Source organism: Neomesorhizobium albiziae (genome assembly GCF_900114255.1).
Classification (GTDB): domain Bacteria; phylum Pseudomonadota; class Alphaproteobacteria; order Rhizobiales; family Rhizobiaceae; genus Neomesorhizobium; species Neomesorhizobium albiziae.
This window is the reverse complement of record NZ_FOSL01000034.1, coordinates 15,277-32,367: the sequence shown is the minus strand read 5'-3', so window position 1 is coordinate 32,367 and position 17,091 is coordinate 15,277. Positions and strand designations below refer to the sequence as shown.

Genomic DNA, 17,091 nt, shown 5'->3' with positions numbered 1-17,091 from the left:
CAGGCCCGGCGACATCGTCGTGATGGACAATCTCGGCTCCCACAAGTCGGCAGCCGTCCGGCAAATGATCCGCGCCGCCGACGCCAGGCTTTGGTACCTGCCGCCCTACTCGCCAGACCTCAACCCGATCGAACAGGCTTTCGCCAAGATCAAGCATTGGATGCGCCTCGCACAGAAGCGAACCATTGAGGATACCTGGCGAGATGTCGGCAACCTCGCCGCAAACATCGAGCCCCACGAATGCTCCAATTACTTCGCAAACGCCGGATACGCTTCTGTCAAAACCTGAAATGCTCTAAGCGCCCGCTCCAAACCTTCGGGAATATCCATACCGAACTCGGACAACAGGCCGCGGATCATGTTCACCAGCTGCGTGCGCTGCTTGACCAGAAGATTGCTGGTCCAGTGAAGCGACAGGGCCGCTTGCTGCTCGGCTGACTTCATCACAACGAAACGCATGGTCGGGCGTGTCACCGCTTCGCAAATCGCTGCCGCGTCCACCGCATCATTCTTACCGCGCTTCACATAGGGCTTCACGTAGGCCGGTGGCATCAGGCGGACTTCATGGCCGAGCTCCGTCAGCCCTCGAGCCCAGTGATGCGATGCCGCACGCCTCCATGCCGATCAGGCAGGGCGGCAACTTGGTGAAAAACGGAAGAACCTGCGATCGCCGCAGTGCCTTGCGCACAACAACGTTTCCAGATGCGTCGACAGCATGAATTTGAAAAATGCGCTTGGCCAGATCAAGGCCCACGGTGGTAGTCTGCATGGCGGATGGCTCCTTGGCTCGGGTTGCCTGACAGCAAACCCACTTTGGCACTGTGATGCCGGGAGCGGGAGCCATCCACCTCATCTGCTTTTGGAAGACCGACAGGGCTGCCGGATCTCTCACGGGCTGGTACAGGTCAGTGGAAGCGACTAAAAAGCTACTGACCTCGACCTGCTGAGAGGTTTGCCCGCATGACTGATTGCGGTTCGGTGATAGACTGGCTTCTCGACTCCGACCCATCGATCCGGTGGCAGGTGAAGCGCGACCTGTTGGATGCCCAGGAGTCGGAGTGGAGGGTCGAGCGGGCCAAGGTGGAGACTGAAGGCTGGGGAGCAAGACTTCTCTCCTACCAGGACGAGGACGGGCAATGGGCCGGCGGCTCCTTTGTCCCGGCGGATTTCGAGCCTCGCGAGTGGAAGGAACGCGGTCAGCCATGGACGGCCACGTGTTTTTCGTTGACGCAGCTCCGGGAGCTCGGTCTCGATCCCGCGTCGGACCGGGCCGCACGAACGGTCGAATTGATTGGCGCCAACTCACGCTGGGATGAGGGCGGCCAGCCCTACTGGGAAGGCGAGATCGAGGAGTGTATCAACGGCCGGACGGTCGCCGACGGCGCCTATTTCGGGGTCGACGTCTCGCCCATCGTTGCCAGGCTGATCGACGAGCGTTAGGGCGACGGCGGCTGGAACTGCGAGAGGGCCAACGGCTCGGTTCGTTCGTCATTCCACACCGTGATCAATGTGCTGGAGGGACTGCTTGAGTATGAAAGAGCTACCGGCGGCACGCCTCAATCCCGAGAGGCGCGCAAGTCGGGCGAGGAATATCTCCTCAAGCGCAAGCTCTTCCGCCGTCTCAGCACGGGTGAGCCGGCAGACGAGCGATTTCTGTCCTTCCTGCACCCGAACCGTTGGCGCTACGACGTGTTGCGTGCGCTCGACTATTTCCGATCCTCCGCGATGCTTACCGGCGCCAATCCCGATCCGCGGCTCGGCGAGGCCGTCAACCACATTCGTTCCAGACGCCTGGAGGACGGCACGTGGTCCCTCGACTGGCGCTTGCCGGGGCGGGTGTGGTTCGAGGTCGACGACGGGCCAGGCAAGCCCTCAAGGTGGGTCACGCTCCGAGCGTTTCGGGTGCTCAGATGGTGGGAGACATAGCGCCTACTGCCGGCCTTTCTGACGCTTCTCCGGAGCCGCCGTTCGCGCCACGGCTTGAGTCGACCCTTAGCTGCCTCTCATACCATTCCGCCGTCATTGGGCTGCCTCCGTCACGGCAGCCAACTCCTGTTGAGAATTCATCTTCTCTCGCGCATGCAGCAATGCCGACGGCACTGCTGTTTCATAGATCGCGCCCCCAGGGACCGTTCTTCGTCCAGACGTGATCTCGCAACTCAGGCAAACAGGTGCTCATAGCGGACCGATATCAGAACTATGGAACACGTTCGACTGAGCTTCTACGCCGCACGGCCGCTACCGGCAGCCGACCGCTCCCGGTTCTGGAACGAACTGGCCAGAAAGCTGCCATTCCGCTGACGACCCCAAAGCAGACTGTATAGAGCGACCGTCGAACACGGTTCCTTGACAATGCTTTGAACCGTTTGCGTTCTAGCGATCGAGACCCCAAAGTTCCGGGTTCCGTTTGAAATACTCAGTCAGCATTTCGGTGAGCACCCGCACTTTCCGCGTCGGATGCTGACCCGGCGGGCGCACGACATAGGCGGCTCCCGGAGGTACCGGATAGCGCGTCATGACCGGAACCAGCGCACCAGAGGTCACATAGTCGTATGTGACGCAATCGGGAAGCCAGGCGATACCAAGCCCTGCCACTGCAGCGGCGGCAAGTGCCGTGGCACTGTCGGCCTTGAACCTACCCTGCGGCTGAACCGTGACGATCTTGTCGCCATCCATGAACTGCCAGGCTTCCGTTCCTTGCATGAGGGCCTGATGGGTGACGAGTTCGTCCAGTGTCTCAGGTGACCCGTGCACCTCGATATAATCCGGGCTTGCGACCAGCTTTCCATGGATCGGTCCGACGCGCTTCGCTACCAGGTTGGAGTCCTGAAGGTAAGCGCCCCGGATCGCGCAATCGAAGCCCTCTGCGATGAGATCGACGAAGCGATCGCTATAGGAGGTATGGATGTGAAGCTTCGGGTGCTGGCGCGCCATTTCCGCGAGCACGGGGGCAAAGTGGGTTGGGCCGAAAGTAAGCGGCATGGCAACCCTCAGGCGGCCGCGCATCTCACCGGTTGGGAGGATCGCTTCCCTGGCCGTATCGATCTCGGCACTGGCTCGGGCCGCATGATCCCTGAACGTGATCCCCGCTTCCGTAAGTGCCGCGCCGCGGGTCGTTCGTGCAAGAAGCTGAACGCCGAGTTCTGCCTCGATCCGGAAAAGCCGCCGGCTGACGATTGACTTGGAGACGCCGAGCCGGCGCGCGGCGGCCGATACGCCCCCTGCGTCTGCCACGGCGACGAATGTCTGTAGGTCCTCGATGTCCAAGTCGGCGTTCCTCGTTTCGCGACACAGCGTGCCTCACTATGGCACTACCGAATTACCAAAAGGAACAGCAAATTGCGTTCAGGCAACGTCGCCCGCTGGCGCATGTCTCCCGTGAACCCGCTGCCGTCCATGGCGGCAGAGAAAGGAAGTCTTGATGACCCCTCGTAACGGCCTCGATTCGCTTCTTCGCCCCGAAGACTCTGTCCTCGTTCTGATCGACCACCAGCCTTACCAGCTCGCAAACCTGAACAGCCACGATCCGCACATGGTGGTCAACAACACGACGGCGCTGGCGAAGCTAGCAAAAGCCTTCAATGTTCCGACCATTCTCACCAGCGTGATCGCGGCGCGCGGTGGACTTCTCTTTAAGCAGATCACCGACGTATTCCCGGACCAGGAAGTCATCGATCGCACCTGGGTGAACACCTGGCAGGACGAGAATGTGGTGAACGTCGTCAAGGCGACCGGCCGCAAGCAGCTGATCATCGCCGGCCTGTGGACCGAGGTCTGCGTCGCAATGCCTGTGATCCAGGCCGCCGGCGAAGGCTGGGACGTGACCGTGATCACTGACGCGTCGGGCGGGATTTCGAAGGAGTCTCACGAAGTTGCCGTCCAGCGAATGATCGCCGCCGGCGCGAACGTGATGACCGTGATGGCGCTCGCTGGCGAATGGCAACGCGATTGGGCGCGCACCGAGCATGTCGAGGAGCTGACCGAGATTCTCATCCAGCACTTCGGCGGCAGCGGCATCGCGTATCTTTGGGAGCAGCAGCTTCTCAACACGCCAGTAGCTGGCTGATCCCGGCCGGCATGGCGAGCATATCGGTGAGGGTCGGAATCGATCCGTTTGCCGGCCCTCGCCGCCCTCACCTCACAGGGAAACCTTCTACCGAAACAAATCCGCTCATGTGCGGCGATTGCGTGTGATCCCACCCGCCGCCTTTTGAATAACTCACGGAGACTCCTCAACGCCTCCCAGCTTCACGCTTGGACTGCCGCTTAGCCGCCGCGACGTCCTGATCTCGGCCTCGGCGCTTGCCGCAAGCTTCGCCTTTCCAGTGGGTACCGCGCGTGCCGCGGGGCCTGCCACCCACGATACTCCAGAAGGAGAACACACCATGGGCTTCGTCACGACCGACGACGACGTACAGATTTTCTACAAGGACTGGGGTCCCAAGGATGCCCAGCCGATCGTTTTTCACCATGGTTGGCCGCTCACTTCCGACGACTGGGACGCGCAGATGCTTTTCTTTCTGTCGAAGGGCTATCGCGTCGTCGCGCATGACCGGCGCGGCCACGGACGCTCGGGGCAGGTCGCCGACGGTCACGACATCGATCACTACGCTGCCGACGCGTTTGCCGTCGCCAGGGCGCTGGACCTGAAGAACGCGGTCCATATCGGCCATTCCACCGGAGGCGGTGAAGTCGCGCGATACGTGGCGCGACATGGCGAAGCTGCAGGCCGGGTGGCCAAAGCCGTCTTCGTCGCCGCCATTCCGCCGCTGATGTTGAAGACCGACGACAACCCCGAAGGCACGCCGATGGAGGTCTTCGACGGCTTTCGGTCGGCACTGGCCAGCAACCGCGCGCAGTTCTTCCGCGACGTCCCGTCAGGCCCGTTCTACGGCTTCAACCGCGAGGGCGCGACGATCCATGAAGGCATCATCCAGAACTGGTGGCGGCAGGGCATGATGGGGAGCGCCAAGGCCCACTACGATGGCATCAAGGCCTTCTCGGAAACCGACCAGACCGACGACCTCAAGGCGATTACCGTACCGACGCTGGTGCTGCACGGCGAGGACGATCAGGTCGTTCCGATCGCCGCCTCGGCCTTTAAGGCGGTCAAGCTGTTGCCGAACGGCTCGCTGAAGACCTATCCCGGTTTCTCGCACGGGATGCTGACGGTGAATGCTGATGTGTTGAACGCCGACCTTCTGGAGTTCGTCAAGAACTGAAGTGGCTGCGAGCGCGGCTCTCCGGCAAGCGAGTGATGGCGGAGCAAGAGAACCATGAAAGCAGCCATCTACGATCAGCCCGTCCCGTCGGTTGTCCTTCGTTACCTCGGCAAGCCGAGAGGCCACCACAGCTAGATCTCAGCTCCCTCGGCGAGGGCGAGCGCCTGAGCCTCCTCGATGAAGTGGCGGAAGAGCGTGGGGCTTGGCGCAAACGCCATATGGTCGACAGCCGTCCAGGGACGGGTTCATTCCGAACACGAGCTTAGCCATACTCTCATTCTCCTCCCAAGCGCCGCGCGACCGAGGCGCAATGCAATATGGTCTGCGCTAGGGCGCAGTCGGATTTGATATGTGCTTGCCCCGCCCGCCCAGAGCGCCGGTCTAATTGCATAATGCAACCGGTTGTAAGAAAAAATCAACTGATCTTATCTTGCAATAGGTTTTTGGAGTGCGCATGGACGACCATGCTCGGGCTGCCCCGATCGATCTGACTCTCGAGGCCCTGGGGATCGCTGGAGCCTGGTCGTCATCCGCGACCTGATGTTCGGCAACCGGCCTGCGCGTCCGTCTGGGCAATCATGACCAAAGGCGGCACCTATCGGTCTCCGACGACGCTGTCGCGTAGATCAAAATCCAGGAAAAGCGCTCCAGGAGTTTGTGAGGGCGAAGCGATGTGATGGCGTACCGGTCAGACCGGAAACAGGGACGCCCCCGCCGAATGTCCGAGGCATCATAGCCTGCAAACCAGAATGGGACCCAGTTCGCGGATACCATCAGGGCCAGCGGTCATAACACAGACCGCATCGACAGGCCGGACAGAAGACTGCATCCCACCACCCGCCAGAAACGTCAAATCATCTCGGTGGGCAGGTCGCCGCGAAGGGCCGCGACGCGGTCGACGCTGTCGACGATGGCCGCCCTGTCGAGACCTCACATCTTCAAGGGAAAGCCGATGTTTTCCCGCACCGTTGGATAGAGCGCGTATGACTGAAACACCATCGCAACGTCCCGTTCGCGCGCCGGCAGGTCGGTGACGTCCTTGTCGTCAAATGACGATCGAGCCGGCGTCGATTTCATGCGATGGCGTGCAGCAGTGTGGATTTGCCGCATCCGGACGGACCAAGCAGCACAACGAAGGCCCCTCCCCCACTTCGATCGAGATGTCGTTGATCAGGGTGATCGCGCCGTCGACCCGCGCCGCGTCGCGCAGCTCGCGTGGGATATCGTCGAAGAGGTGATCAACAGCGAGATTGCGAACATTGATGAAGGCATGGACGGCAATCAGCAGCCAGTGCTTGTCGCGCGCCGAGCTGCACTGCGAAATAATAGACCGGGATGACGAAGATCAGGTATCGCGCCCGCCCTGGTCATGCTCAGCTTACGGTCAGGTGGGCTCTCACCAGGTGCAAAGCCCGTCCGGCATCGTCAGAATTTACCGCAGTAAATTTTTCGGTTCTTTCTACTCACTCCAGCCTGAGCTGGTTCGTGGAGACATGTCGTTAACTTCTCGTTAACCTAAATTCCCTTGCTGCCCAATGCGAATCGGAGCTTAATGGCGCTTATTGGGGTCTTTTGCTCCAAAAAGCGCTAGTTCGGTTTCTTTGAAATGACATACGCCATGCGACCCGCCGAATTCGAGTTCGACGACAGGATCCTTGAACAGGGAGCCGAGATCTCGCGTCGCCTCAACCAGCTTCGTATGGAGAAGTTTCCGCCTAACGCCACCAAGACCCTTCGCAGCTTCTCGATGGCCGAGGTCGCGCACTATCTTGGCGTTTCCCAGAACAATCTCAAGCGCATTCACCTGGAAGGCAAAGGCCCCTCCCCCGAACAGGGCGCATCCGGCCGTCGTTCCTACACGGCGCAGCAGATGCTCGAGCTCAGAGAATTTCTGGACCTGCACGGACGCACCGAGATAAAGAAATACGTCCCGCATCGCAAGCCGGGCGACAAGCTGCAGGTCATCGCCGTTGTCAACTTCAAGGGCGGCAGCGGCAAAACCACGACTGCGGCGCATTTGGCACAGTACCTTGCCCTCACTGGACACCGTGTCCTGGCCGTCGACCTCGACCCGCAGGCCTCACTTTCGGCACTGCACGGCTTTCAGCCCGAGCTCGACGAGAACCTCTCCCTGTACGAAGCCCTCCGCTATGACGAGGACCGCAAGCCGATCGCCGATGTCATCCTGCCGACCAATTTCCCCGGCCTGGATATTGTTCCGGCAAACCTCGAGCTCCAGGAATACGAATACGACACCCCGCTTGCCATGCAGGACAAGTCGTCTGCCGCCGGGCGCCAGTTCTTTACCCGCATCGCCTCCGCACTCGGCCAGGTCGATGACCGTTATGACGTGGTCGTGGTCGACTGTCCGCCGCAGCTCGGTTACCTGACGCTGACGGCAATGTCGGCGGCAACGTCGGTGCTGATCACAGTGCATCCCCAAATGCTCGACCTGATGTCCATGAGCCAGTTCCTGCTCATGCTGGGTGGCATCCTCAAAACCATCAAGAGTGCCGGCGCGCGGATAAACCTCGACTGGTTCCGCTATCTCATAACCCGCTACGAGCCGACGGACATCCCGCAGGCTCAGATGGTGGGGTTCATGCAGTCTATGCTGGCTGGACAGATCCTCGAGAATCCGATGTTGAAGTCGACGGCGATCTCCGATGCCGGGCTGACCAAGCAGACGCTCTACGAGGTCGAGAAATCGGCGTTCACCCGGACGACCTATGATCGCGCGATCGAGTCGCTGGATGCCGTCAACGCCGAAATCACCGGCCTGGTTCACCGCGCGTGGGGCCGGTCATGACCGACGTCGAATTTACTGCAGTAAAAACACGGCTTTTTCCTCGTGCAATCAATGGCCTGAGCCGAATCGGGAGCCGGTAAATGGCAAGGAAGGACATTTTTGGAAGCGTCATGAAGCCATCGTCTGCGAAAGCGGACAATGATGTCACCAACTATGCGATCCGCGGCGCCTCGCGCTCGATCATGCAGTCGTTCGAGGAACTGTCGAAGAGTTCCGTAGTCGACCTGGCACCGGAGCTTGTCGATGCTTCCTTTGTCAGTGATCGCCTCGACGACGATGACGAGGAGTTCCAGACGCTGGTTGACGTGATCCGCGCCCAGGGCCAGGACACGCCGATCCTGGTCAGGCCTCACCCCCTGCATCCAGGCCGTTTCCAAACCGTATTCGGCCACCGGCGTCTCAAGGTGGCACAGCAGCTGGGCAGGCCGGTACGTGCGGTCGTAAAGGCGATCTCCGATCGCGATCATATCGTTGCCCAGGGGCAGGAGAACGCAGCACGCGCCAACCTCTCCTTCATCGAGCGGACCCTGTTTGCTCAGCACGTCCTGGACGAAGGCCACGGCGCCGAGACGGCCAAGGCAGCCCTGGCGATCGATGAGACGACGTTCTCGAAGATGCGGTCGGTAAGCAGCAAGGTTCCGCAAGCCGTCATCTTGGCGATAGGCGCCGCCAAGAACGTCGGCCGGGACAGATGGTGGCAGCTCTCGAAACTCTTCGAAAAGCCAGGGTCGGCCGAGCAGGCAACGGATGCAATTGGGCAAACCGGATTCTCAGAGCTGCAGAGTGACGCCCGTTTCGACCAGCTTTTCAATCGGCTGTCGCAGCTCGGAAAAGCTGATCGCAAGGTCACCAAAGCCGCAACGCGCGCCTGGTCTTCTGCCGACAAGGCAGTCAAGGCCAAGGTAACCGATACCGGCAAGGCCTTCACGCTGGCACTGGGTGCGCGCGATGGCGCGCACTTCGGAGCCTATATTTCAAGCCATCTCGATGAGCTCTATCGGGCTTTCCGGGAGACGCAACGAAACCAAACAGGAGACTGACCACCCGCAAAAGAAAAAGGCCCCCGAACGTCGCCGTCGCGGAAGCCCTTCTCAAGTCTGTAGCAAGCTGAGAATCGCAAATCCACGAATCACTGTCAAGCGTCATTGGCGCCGTTTCGGCGAGCGGATTTCTTTTGCCTGAAGAAAGGCGAAGGAAATGGAGAGGAATATCGCAGCGACGCCCTTTGGGCGGCGGTCGATGTCGCTTGCCATGCTGGCAACACAGAATGATTCGCGCGAGATCCCCGACGGGAGGGTGGTCGACAAATGGCATGTCTACCGCGACCTCTGCGAGGGCAAGACCATATTCGGTGTCGGTGATCGCGCGTTGGCTGTTCTCAACGCTCTGCTGTCATTCTATCCCGACAGCGAACTGAGCGAGGAGAACGGGCTTATGGTCTTTCCCTCGAATGTCCAATTGTCGTTGCGTGCCCACGGGATGGCTGGAGCCACGCTGAGGCGGAACCTCGCTGCCCTGGTGGATTGCGGGCTTATTGTCCGCAGGGACAGCCCCAACGGCAAACGGTACGCGCGCAAGGGAAAGGATGGCGCAATCGATGAAGCTTTTGGCTTCTCGCTGGCGCCGCTGCTGGTTCGAGCCGGCGAGTTCCGTGCGGCGGCCGAACGCGTGCGCGCGGAGAGCAAGGCCCTGAAGCTGATGCGTGAGCGCATCACGTTGCAGCGGCGCGACATTCAGAAGCTCATAGAACTTGCCATCGAGGAGCACGCGCCCGGTGACTGGGACAGCCTATGGAGACGGTTTCGGGCAATTGTGGAGGCAATTCCGCGGCGCGCAGATGTTTACGAGCTGGAACCGATCGTTGCGGCATTGGGCAGCCTTCGGGAAGACGTGGACATGATGCTGGAAAGCTTCATGAATGCCATGAATATGAGCGCCAATGAGTCTCAAAATGAGCGGCAGCATTCTGATTCAAACACCGACTCTATCGTTGAATTTGAACCCGCTTTCGAGAAAGTGGGGGCGCCGGTCGAGCCAGAACGACGAGCCGCCGAGAAGCCGAAAGGCTATCCACTTGGGCTGGTGCTGAAAGCCTGCCCCGAAATGTCTGACTACGCCGTCGACGGGATCGGCAACTGGCGCGATCTGATGGCGACGGCGGCCCAGGTGCGCGGTTACCTCGGCGTGTCGCCTTCCGCATACGAGGATGCCTGCCATGTCATGGGGCAGGAAACCGCTGCAATCGTGATCGCCTGTATTCTGCAGCGGGCGCAGCATATCAATTCAGCCGGTGGCTATCTGCGCGTGCTGACCGATAAGGCCAGGGCAGGGCAGTTTTCGGTCGGGCCGATGCTAATGGCGGCATTGCGAACGAACGGCGTGACAGCAAAGATGGCGGGGTAGCCGGTTGGCGGGCCGTTGGCGCTGATGCAGCTCGCATGGAGTATCATGTGAGGCTATATCTTGCCTCACATGATACGGAGAGTGAGATGCTAGCGTTCGGAAATGTCGCCGATGTGCTGGGGCTGCCGGTCAAGGAGGTTGGCGCGCGGTCGCCTTTTGGGCTGATCTCCCTGATCGAGGATGGACTTCCCATTAGGGCGCTCGAGCGCGTTGCGCATCTTTTGGCGCCTGGCGACGCCCAGTTCAAATACCGGCTGATCCCCAAGGCGACTTATGAGCGGCGCAAGACCGCAGATCGCCTCTCCTCGGACGAGGGCACTCGCTTGGCCCGCGTCTGGAGCCTGGCGCTTGATGTCTGGCAAAGTGACGAGGAAGCGCGCGACTTTCTGTTTCGGCCGCATGCGATGATTGAGGACAAGCGTCCGATCGACGTCGTTATCCTGAGCGAGTTCGGCGCCGAGATGGTGATCGATATCCTCGGGGGCCTAAAATACGGCAGCGCTGCGTGACGGCGCAGATTCTTGATCGCATGCTGCATGCTTTCGCATCGGAGATTCGACCGGGGCTTATCCGATCTTCGATGCTACCGGCTCCACCGTTGCGCCGGGGCGATGGAACACGGCTGGAAGCCCGATCATCTACACGAGCGAGCATTGTTCGACGGCTTTGCTTGAAAGGCTGGTGCATGGCAGCGGCCGGTTGCCGCCCAACCAGCACCACGTGGAGATCCCCATCCCACGCCGGCTGAGCTATGAGATCTTTTCGCCGCCATCGCTGCCCGGCTGGGACACGATGCCGGCGACAGTCAGCAAGGAATTTGGTGAAACATGGTGTTTTGAACGGCGCAGCGTCGTCCTCTTGGTGCCGAGTGTCGTGGCGCGTGTCGATCGCAACGTGCTGATCAACCCGGCCCATCCGGAGTTTTCAGTGATCCAGGCAAGCCTGCACCAGCCGGTCTACTGGGATCGGCGCCTGTTTGGGCCATAAGAAGGCAGGGAAGGGGGCCTTTTGACTTCACAACCCGCTCGCCCTGGTCAGATTGACACGGAAACGGTCGCGCCGACGCTGGTATTTGCGCGTCATCTCGGCGGAGGCGTGGCCGAGCTGTTTTTGGACATAGCGCTCGTCGACTTCGGCCGAGGAGGCGAGGCCGGCGCGCAGCGAATGGCCGGCGAATTTTTTGCCCCGTTCGCCCTCCGACAAATCGCCGCGAACGCCGGCAGCAAGTGCGGCGCGTTTGACCAGCCGCGCCACCTCCTGGCCGTTCAGCCGCTCGGCGCCGACCGCCTTGCCGTGCCCGGTAACGCGTCGAAACAGCGGTCCGTGCGCGATGCGGGCGAGTTTTAGCCAGGTTTGCAAGGCAACGACGGGGCAAGTGGTGTCGGACGAGCCGTGACCGATTTCGACCTCGCGCCAACCGGTCTTACCCCGCAGCGTCACCAGCATGCCCTTGTCGAAAACCTCGATCCAGCCGGAAGAATCCTCGGTCTGGTCGCGACCGACGTCGAGACCGACGATTTCCGAGCGCCTGAGCCCGCCAGCAAACCCCAGCAGCAGCATGGTACGATCGCGCAGGCCGCGCAGCGTGCCGCGGTCGAGCGTTTCCAGCATGGCCAAGAGATCTCCCGGCAGAATGGCTTCCTTCTGTACCGGCGGTTTGGCGTGGGTGTTGCGAATGCCGGCCATCACCGTGGCGATATGGCGGTCCTTGCGGTCGAGCGGCTGGCCGCGCTGAGAATAGTTCCAGGTGAGCGACGACAGACAGCGCTCGATCGTCGATACCGAATTCGGCTTCTTGTCACCAGTGGCAGCGCCGGACGCGCGGGCGGTGATGTAAAGCCCAACCACCTCGGGGTCAGGAGGAAACGTCTCGAGGCCTTGGCGCCGGCACCAACTCGTAAAATGCCGCCAGTCGGACGCGTAAGCGCGGCGAGTGTTGGCTGAGCTCGCCGCCTCGACATAGCCGCGCGCCCTGTCGGTCAGACCCTTGAGGTGGCTGGGCAGACGGTCCCGCTCTTGCGCATGTGTCGGCAGGGGAGGGGAGGGGACCTTTTCAGGCTCCACAGTATACCGCCCCATCTCCCTGACCACATCGATGATGTCCGGTAGATCGTCCTCGCCAGGGTTCATCTTGTCGACTCCCCAATGTACGCATTCAATGCGCATAAAATTGACATCTTGATCCATTGCGTGTATCTATACCGCGCAAACAAACAAGAGATCGAACCCATGGCACGCGCAGCCCTTGACGATACTGATCGGATGAACATCCGGGTGAAGCCGGACGTGAAGGCGCGTCTAATGCGGGCCGCCGCGCTTCGCCATACCGATCTCACCAGCTTCGTGACACAATCGGCCTTGCGTGAAGCGGAAACTGTTATTGCCGACGCCGCCGCTATCAGGGCGTCTGAGCGCGATTTCGCCCGCATCCTAAAACTTCTGGACAATCCGCCAAAGCCGAATGCGCGGCTGCGCGCTGCGGCCGAAATGTTGCCCAAGACCCTTTGATGCTGCCGGCCTGGCACGAAGAGGCGATCGCGAAATCCCATAACCGGAAGGAATTTGACTGCGGCGAAGCCGGGATGAACACCTTCCTGCAGCGCTTTGCGCGCCAAGGGCATGAGCAGAATGCTGTGAAGACGTTCTGTGCGATTGCCGATGATGCACCGGACAGAATCCTCGGCTTTTACAGCCTGGCACCGGCGTCGATCGAGCACTACGCTGTGCCGCCGTCGATGACAAAAGGTCTTGCCCGGCACAAGGTGCCAGGTTTCTTGCTGGCAAGGCTGGCCGTCGACAAGTCGGTGGCGGGCAGGGGACTCGGCGGCCAGCTTCTGCTTGCGGCCGCGCTGCGCTGTATCCGGGTGACCGAGGATGTCGGCGGCCTCCTGATGATCATCGATGCCAAGACCGACCGCGCCGCACAATGGTACGCCAGCTATGGCGCCGAACCGCTTATGGATCATCCGCTGACGCTCGTGGTTCCGCTGGCAACGTTTGCCGCAGCCCTGAAGGCTAGCGGGCATTTCTGACGGGCAGCAAGCAGATCGACACCTTGAGGCCGCAACGTCCGTCTGCCCCTCGCGCTGTGGGACAGTGCAAAGCACTTCCGAGTGTGATTTTTGGGCTTCTGCACGACGAAAACGGCCATTTCCTCTATAAAGAGCAAAATGAACGATAATGCAACATTATCGTTCGTTTTATATTTACGACAGGCGCGGCGGTTTCTGTGCATTTTAATTGCGTTAAGCGCCGCCTTGATTCATCGTGTTTTCGATGATTCTTAGGCCCAAATCCTCTCTGCCTCACCATGGCACCCTGCTAAGTACCCCTGCGGCAATGCCGATGAGGACGGTGCCGACTTGGTTGCGGAAGGCAATTCCGGATGCGCAAAGCCTTGCCGCGCAAGGCCTTGAAGATGTCGCTTTCGTCACCGGCGCAGCCGTCGGTGCCCTCGATGCGGTGGTCCGCCGGCAGGAGCGATGGTCCGGCGCAGGGCGGCAGCGGCTGGCGTTGTCCGCTGCTGCGCTGACGGTGCGGGCGGCGGGCCGCGTCGAGGACGAAAGCCAGTTGCGCGATTCTGTGCTGCTAACAAAGTCTGGCGACGATGTCGGCCCCGCCGGCCGAATGGTTTTGGCGTGGCGGCGGCTTACGGCCCGGCCTGCAGAGGAATTGCTGACGGAGAAAAACCTCGCCGCGGTGCTGGAAGAGTTCGGTTATCCACAAAACGACGAGGCGGTCCTTGATCTGGCGTCCGAGCTTCGGCAGCTCAGCGTCAACGCAGGGACGGTCGCAACGCTGACCGGCGCGTTCATGGCCGCTGAACGCCATGGCTTCGGGCGCGCCGTCGGAGCGTGGTTTGCTGACGCACTTTTGGCACAGCGGCTGGGCTGGACCCATGCGGTGCCGTTGCTGGGTAGCGAGGCAGCATTGGCCTTAGGCTCTGCGCGATCACGTCGATCGGCCACAGCTTCTCCGGCCGTCGGCGCCGAAATGGAAGCTGATCGGACGAAGAGTCTGCTTGCCGCGCAGGCGCGTGCGGCACTGCGCTCCATCGATCTGTCCGCCGAGCTCGGGCGTCGTGCAGAAAAACTGCTCGCCGTGGCGCCAAAGCTCAGGTCCAAGGGAGCGGACGCGATCGTCGACCGGTTGTTGAACGAAGACGCGCTCGTCGCCTCGCGCGGGGACAAAATGGACAAAAAGATGAGCGACCGCGGGCTACGGCGGCTGTTCGACAGGCTGGTCGATCTCGGCGCCATTCGCGAGCTGTCGGGTCGGCCCACCTTCCGCATCTACGGGCTTTAGTGATGGCAGAATCGTCCACCCGCCGAAAGCAAAACGAAAATGATCAGGCGTCGTTGCTGGATACTGAACTCGAGCATTTACCGCCAGAGCTGCGCTGGCGCGAATGGATGGGTCGTGTCGAGGCGGTGATCTTTGCCGCCAGTGTGCCGGTGAGCCGAGACGTGCTTGCCCGCGTCGTCGGACGCGACTGCAACCTCGATCTGCTCATCGACGATATCAGAGAGGAACTGCGCGGCCGGCCCTATGAGCTGGTGTCTGTCGCCGGCGGCTGGCAGCACCGGACCAAGAAAGCATATGCCGATGCCATTCGCGCTGCATTTGGCACGGCATCAGGGCAGGGCGGCGATCAGGGGCCAAAACCCTTGTCGCAGTCCGAGGCGCTGGTGCTGATGTGCATCGCCTATTTCCAGCCGATCACCCGCGGTGAGCTGTCGACGTTTTTCGGCAAGGAGGTGTCGCGCGATCTGATCGGTGTTCTTCGGTCACAGGAGTTTATTGCCTCCGGCCCACGCAGTCCTCGGCCCGGTGCGCCCTATACCTACGTGACGACCAAAACCTTCCTGTCGCACTTTGGGTTCGACACACTGCGCGATCTGCCGGATTTCGAGGCGCTCGAGGACGCGGGACTGCTGTCCAAGGAGAAGCTGCTGGCGGGCGATATTCCAATCGTTTCAGGGAGGGAGGAATTGCTCAGCAACGAATAAACGTTGTTCGATGAGCCTCTGGCTAGGGAACATGAGAGAAGTTCCGAAGTTCATGCTTGTCCACCTTCCTCCGAGTGGCCGTGGCCCTGCCGTCGCCGCCGGCCAGGCGAAGGCTGCGAGCCTTCCAGGGTCAGGCTGGGATCAAGCGTAAAGAGCTCCCGCGCGCGTTCGACGCCACGCAATGCGAACCTGCCGACTGATACGAGCTTTTCTCGCTCCTTGCCGAGTAGCAGCTCGGCGAATTCCGATGAGCAAAGCATATTGCGGCCGGCCGACTCGCACATGGAGCTGATCCGGCTGACCTCATTGACCGGCTGGCCGACAACGGTGAAGTCGAGACGGTCCGGAGTGCCGATATTGCCGTAAAAGACCCTGCCGGCATGCAGGCCCAAGTGAATGTCGGCGACAGAAAGGCCAGCGTTTTCGCGGCGTCTGGCAAGCTGCAGCAGCCGTGTGCGCATGTCGCGCTCTGCCTCCACCGCAGCGCGACAGGAATATTCGGGCCGCGAACTGGTGAAGATGGCCAGGACTCCATCTCCGATCAGTTTCAGCACATCGCCGCCGGCTGCCTTCACTGCGCCGATGACCGCTTCGGCGTAATCATTGATCAACGGCACGAGTTGATCGTTTTGAACGGACTCGGAAAGGTTCGTATAGCCGGTAATATCGGAGAACCAGAGTACGGCGTTGATCCTCTTCACTGAGCCGTGGCGGATACCGCCGCTAAGCACCTGGCGGCCAGGCCCCTGGCCAAGATATGCCTCAACCAGTGTCTTGGTGAGCCTTGTCTGCGCAGCCGAGCGAACCGCCAACCCCAGAAGCGGCGTAAGCCGGGACAGAACGCCGACCTCCTCATCCGAGAATCCGCCCGGGCGTGCTGTGGTCCACCGGGCGTAGAAGGCGTCGACGTCCTCGACCCTCATCGCCTGCCGGATACGATAGACCATCGCGAGATAATCTGTCTGACCGGCGTCGCGCAGTTCCTCGATCGCCGGAAAGCCGCGTGTTTCGCCTGCTTCGAGCCGGCAACGTAGGGTCAATTCACGCCGCTGCAACATCTGCAGAAACGGGCTGCGCTTCCACAACTCCGCCCCCTTTCCCTCACGGCTCGACGGGTATTCTTCTTCGCGGAAGCTGATCGACTCGTCCTCGTCCCAGAAGAAGGCGCGCGCCTCGTGCATCGGGTGCAGCGTGTCGATCATCACGAACGCCTTGCCGAGTGGCAGCCCCGCCTCGACACAACGCTCGCAGAAGGCCAGAACCAGCGATTCCTCGCTGCGGATGCCAAGCAGCCCAGCCTCCGCGAGCCAGGTGGCAATGTCATCGCAATCTCTAATTTTCATTGCCGACGATAGCTTCCCGTTGCACCGCCAAAGCGGCGTGACGGTTTTGATATCACATGCGTGGTCAATGGAGCACAAGCACGTCACTCAACGGTAAGGGAGGGGACTGGGACCAGCTTCGACGAAACCGACGTTTGGGATGGCCGGAGGACATTTTTCTGGCTGATGAGTTTGCGGGGAGCGCTGGCCGGAAGCGGAAATCGATTTCCGGCAGCATCGGGGCCGTTCGGACGGCATCGAGGCTCGGATTGTCGGAAACGGACCTTTAGGCTCTAGGGAGCATCGTCGTGACGTGACCCAAACGC

At 61.0% G+C, this 17,091-nt stretch carries 16 protein-coding genes and 4 pseudogenes; 13 read left to right on the top strand and 7 right to left on the bottom strand.

Annotation, left to right across the window (positions count from 1 at the left end; translation table 11 throughout):
• Positions 1 to 289: transposase (locus F3H98_RS27770; protein ID WP_188130603.1), on the top strand; the 289-nt coding region annotated here is incomplete at its 5' end.
• Between the two features lie 8 nt (positions 290 to 297).
• Here the strand turns inward: F3H98_RS27770 and F3H98_RS27765 are convergent.
• Positions 298 to 769, bottom strand: a pseudogene (locus tag F3H98_RS27765) (IS110 family RNA-guided transposase); the annotation flags it as partial.
• A 191-nt stretch (positions 770 to 960) separates the two neighbouring features.
• Here F3H98_RS27765 and F3H98_RS27760 point away from each other — a divergent pair.
• A pseudogene (locus F3H98_RS27760) lies at positions 961 to 1,926 on the top strand (squalene cyclase).
• A 447-nt stretch (positions 1,927 to 2,373) separates the two neighbouring features.
• Here F3H98_RS27760 and F3H98_RS27755 read toward each other — a convergent pair.
• On the bottom strand, positions 2,374 to 3,267 hold the full coding sequence (locus tag F3H98_RS27755; protein ID WP_149763856.1) for a LysR family transcriptional regulator: 894 nt from the start codon (positions 3,265 to 3,267) through the stop codon (positions 2,374 to 2,376).
• A 154-nt stretch (positions 3,268 to 3,421) separates the two neighbouring features.
• On the opposite strand from F3H98_RS27755, the gene F3H98_RS27750 reads away from it, so the two are divergent.
• Positions 3,422 to 4,066, top strand: a complete 645-nt coding sequence (locus F3H98_RS27750; protein WP_149763854.1) for a hydrolase — start codon at positions 3,422 to 3,424, stop codon at positions 4,064 to 4,066.
• Between the two features lie 319 nt (positions 4,067 to 4,385).
• A complete protein-coding gene (locus F3H98_RS27745) occupies positions 4,386 to 5,222 on the top strand; it encodes an alpha/beta fold hydrolase (protein WP_244621944.1) in 837 nt (278 codons plus the stop codon).
• Between the two features lie 155 nt (positions 5,223 to 5,377).
• Here the strand turns inward: F3H98_RS27745 and F3H98_RS27740 are convergent.
• The 3 genes and pseudogenes from F3H98_RS27740 to F3H98_RS32660 form a co-directional block, all read right to left on the bottom strand.
• A pseudogene (locus F3H98_RS27740) lies at positions 5,378 to 5,492 on the bottom strand (dihydrofolate reductase family protein); the annotation flags it as partial.
• 660 nt (positions 5,493 to 6,152) lie between these two features.
• Complete coding sequence (locus F3H98_RS31995) at positions 6,153 to 6,299, bottom strand: hypothetical protein (RefSeq protein WP_244621943.1); 147 nt, start codon at positions 6,297 to 6,299, stop codon at positions 6,153 to 6,155.
• Complete coding sequence (locus F3H98_RS32660) at positions 6,296 to 6,352, bottom strand: ATP-binding cassette domain-containing protein (RefSeq protein WP_425294888.1); 57 nt, start codon at positions 6,350 to 6,352, stop codon at positions 6,296 to 6,298. Before F3H98_RS32660 ends, F3H98_RS31995 begins: the two co-directional genes overlap by 4 nt.
• A gap of 476 nt (positions 6,353 to 6,828) precedes the next feature.
• Between F3H98_RS32660 and repA the strand changes: the two genes are divergently transcribed.
• The 5 genes and pseudogenes from repA (at position 6,829) to F3H98_RS27705 (ending at position 11,421) form a co-directional block, all read left to right on the top strand.
• On the top strand, positions 6,829 to 8,031 hold the full coding sequence (gene repA, locus F3H98_RS27725; RefSeq protein WP_149763850.1) for a plasmid partitioning protein RepA: 1,203 nt from the start codon (positions 6,829 to 6,831) through the stop codon (positions 8,029 to 8,031).
• 80 nt (positions 8,032 to 8,111) lie between these two features.
• A complete protein-coding gene (gene repB / locus F3H98_RS27720) occupies positions 8,112 to 9,071 on the top strand; it encodes a plasmid partitioning protein RepB (protein ID WP_149763848.1) in 960 nt (319 codons plus the stop codon).
• 157 nt (positions 9,072 to 9,228) lie between these two features.
• A complete protein-coding gene (gene repC, locus F3H98_RS27715; RefSeq protein ID WP_149763846.1) occupies positions 9,229 to 10,434 on the top strand; it encodes a plasmid replication protein RepC in 1,206 nt (401 codons plus the stop codon).
• Positions 10,435 to 10,520: 86 nt separating this feature from the next.
• Positions 10,521 to 10,943, top strand: coding sequence for an antitoxin Xre-like helix-turn-helix domain-containing protein (locus F3H98_RS27710; protein WP_149763845.1), 423 nt, complete (start codon positions 10,521 to 10,523; stop codon positions 10,941 to 10,943).
• A pseudogene (locus tag F3H98_RS27705) lies at positions 10,940 to 11,421 on the top strand (RES family NAD+ phosphorylase). Before F3H98_RS27710 ends, F3H98_RS27705 begins: the two are co-directional and overlap by 4 nt.
• Positions 11,422 to 11,448: 27 nt before the next feature.
• Here F3H98_RS27705 and F3H98_RS27700 read toward each other — a convergent pair.
• Positions 11,449 to 12,564, bottom strand: a complete 1,116-nt coding sequence (locus tag F3H98_RS27700; RefSeq protein WP_244621941.1) for a site-specific integrase — start codon at positions 12,562 to 12,564, stop codon at positions 11,449 to 11,451.
• Positions 12,565 to 12,579: 15 nt separating this feature from the next.
• On the opposite strand from F3H98_RS27700, the gene F3H98_RS27695 reads away from it, so the two are divergent.
• The 4 genes from F3H98_RS27695 (at position 12,580) to scpB (ending at position 15,443) form a co-directional block, all read left to right on the top strand.
• Positions 12,580 to 12,942 carry a type II toxin-antitoxin system TacA family antitoxin gene (locus tag F3H98_RS27695; protein WP_342211638.1) on the top strand — a complete coding sequence of 121 codons (363 nt, stop codon included), beginning with the start codon at positions 12,580 to 12,582 and terminating at the stop codon, positions 12,940 to 12,942.
• Positions 12,939 to 13,466 (top strand): GNAT family N-acetyltransferase, encoded by a 528-nt coding sequence (locus F3H98_RS27690; protein WP_149763839.1) that lies wholly within the window; start codon positions 12,939 to 12,941, stop codon positions 13,464 to 13,466. The genes F3H98_RS27695 and F3H98_RS27690 overlap by 4 nt, the downstream gene beginning before the upstream one ends.
• 244 nt (positions 13,467 to 13,710) lie before the next feature.
• Positions 13,711 to 14,739, top strand: coding sequence for a DUF1403 family protein (locus F3H98_RS27685; protein ID WP_149763866.1), 1,029 nt, complete (start codon positions 13,711 to 13,713; stop codon positions 14,737 to 14,739).
• A gap of 2 nt (positions 14,740 to 14,741) precedes the next feature.
• Positions 14,742 to 15,443 (top strand): SMC-Scp complex subunit ScpB, encoded by a 702-nt coding sequence (gene scpB / locus F3H98_RS27680; RefSeq protein ID WP_149763837.1) that lies wholly within the window; start codon positions 14,742 to 14,744, stop codon positions 15,441 to 15,443.
• Positions 15,444 to 15,493: 50 nt separating this feature from the next.
• Here scpB and F3H98_RS27675 read toward each other — a convergent pair whose 3' ends face one another.
• Positions 15,494 to 16,786, bottom strand: coding sequence for an adenylate/guanylate cyclase domain-containing protein (locus tag F3H98_RS27675; protein WP_149763835.1), 1,293 nt, complete (start codon positions 16,784 to 16,786; stop codon positions 15,494 to 15,496).
• Positions 16,787 to 17,091: the final 305 nt, after the last annotated feature.

What these genes read in the sequence shown, in the direction of transcription:
- repA (WP_149763850.1), top strand. Translation starts at nt 6,829, where the DNA reads ATGACATACGCCATGCGACCCGCCGAATTCGAGTTCGACGACAGGATC.
- scpB (WP_149763837.1), top strand. Translation starts at nt 14,742, where the DNA reads ATGGCAGAATCGTCCACCCGCCGAAAGCAAAACGAAAATGATCAGGCG.
- F3H98_RS27675 (WP_149763835.1), bottom strand. Translation starts at nt 16,786, where the DNA reads ATGAAAATTAGAGATTGCGATGACATTGCCACCTGGCTCGCGGAGGCT.
- repC (WP_149763846.1), top strand. Translation starts at nt 9,229, where the DNA reads ATGGAGAGGAATATCGCAGCGACGCCCTTTGGGCGGCGGTCGATGTCG.
- F3H98_RS27750 (WP_149763854.1), top strand. Translation starts at nt 3,422, where the DNA reads ATGACCCCTCGTAACGGCCTCGATTCGCTTCTTCGCCCCGAAGACTCT.
- F3H98_RS27700 (WP_244621941.1), bottom strand. Translation starts at nt 12,564, where the DNA reads ATGAACCCTGGCGAGGACGATCTACCGGACATCATCGATGTGGTCAGG.
- F3H98_RS27685 (WP_149763866.1), top strand. Translation starts at nt 13,711, where the DNA reads ATGATTCTTAGGCCCAAATCCTCTCTGCCTCACCATGGCACCCTGCTA.
- F3H98_RS27710 (WP_149763845.1), top strand. Translation starts at nt 10,521, where the DNA reads ATGCTAGCGTTCGGAAATGTCGCCGATGTGCTGGGGCTGCCGGTCAAG.
- repB (WP_149763848.1), top strand. Translation starts at nt 8,112, where the DNA reads ATGGCAAGGAAGGACATTTTTGGAAGCGTCATGAAGCCATCGTCTGCG.
- F3H98_RS31995 (WP_244621943.1), bottom strand. Translation starts at nt 6,299, where the DNA reads ATGAAATCGACGCCGGCTCGATCGTCATTTGACGACAAGGACGTCACC.
- F3H98_RS27745 (WP_244621944.1), top strand. Translation starts at nt 4,386, where the DNA reads ATGGGCTTCGTCACGACCGACGACGACGTACAGATTTTCTACAAGGAC.
- F3H98_RS27695 (WP_342211638.1), top strand. Translation starts at nt 12,580, where the DNA reads ATGTACGCATTCAATGCGCATAAAATTGACATCTTGATCCATTGCGTG.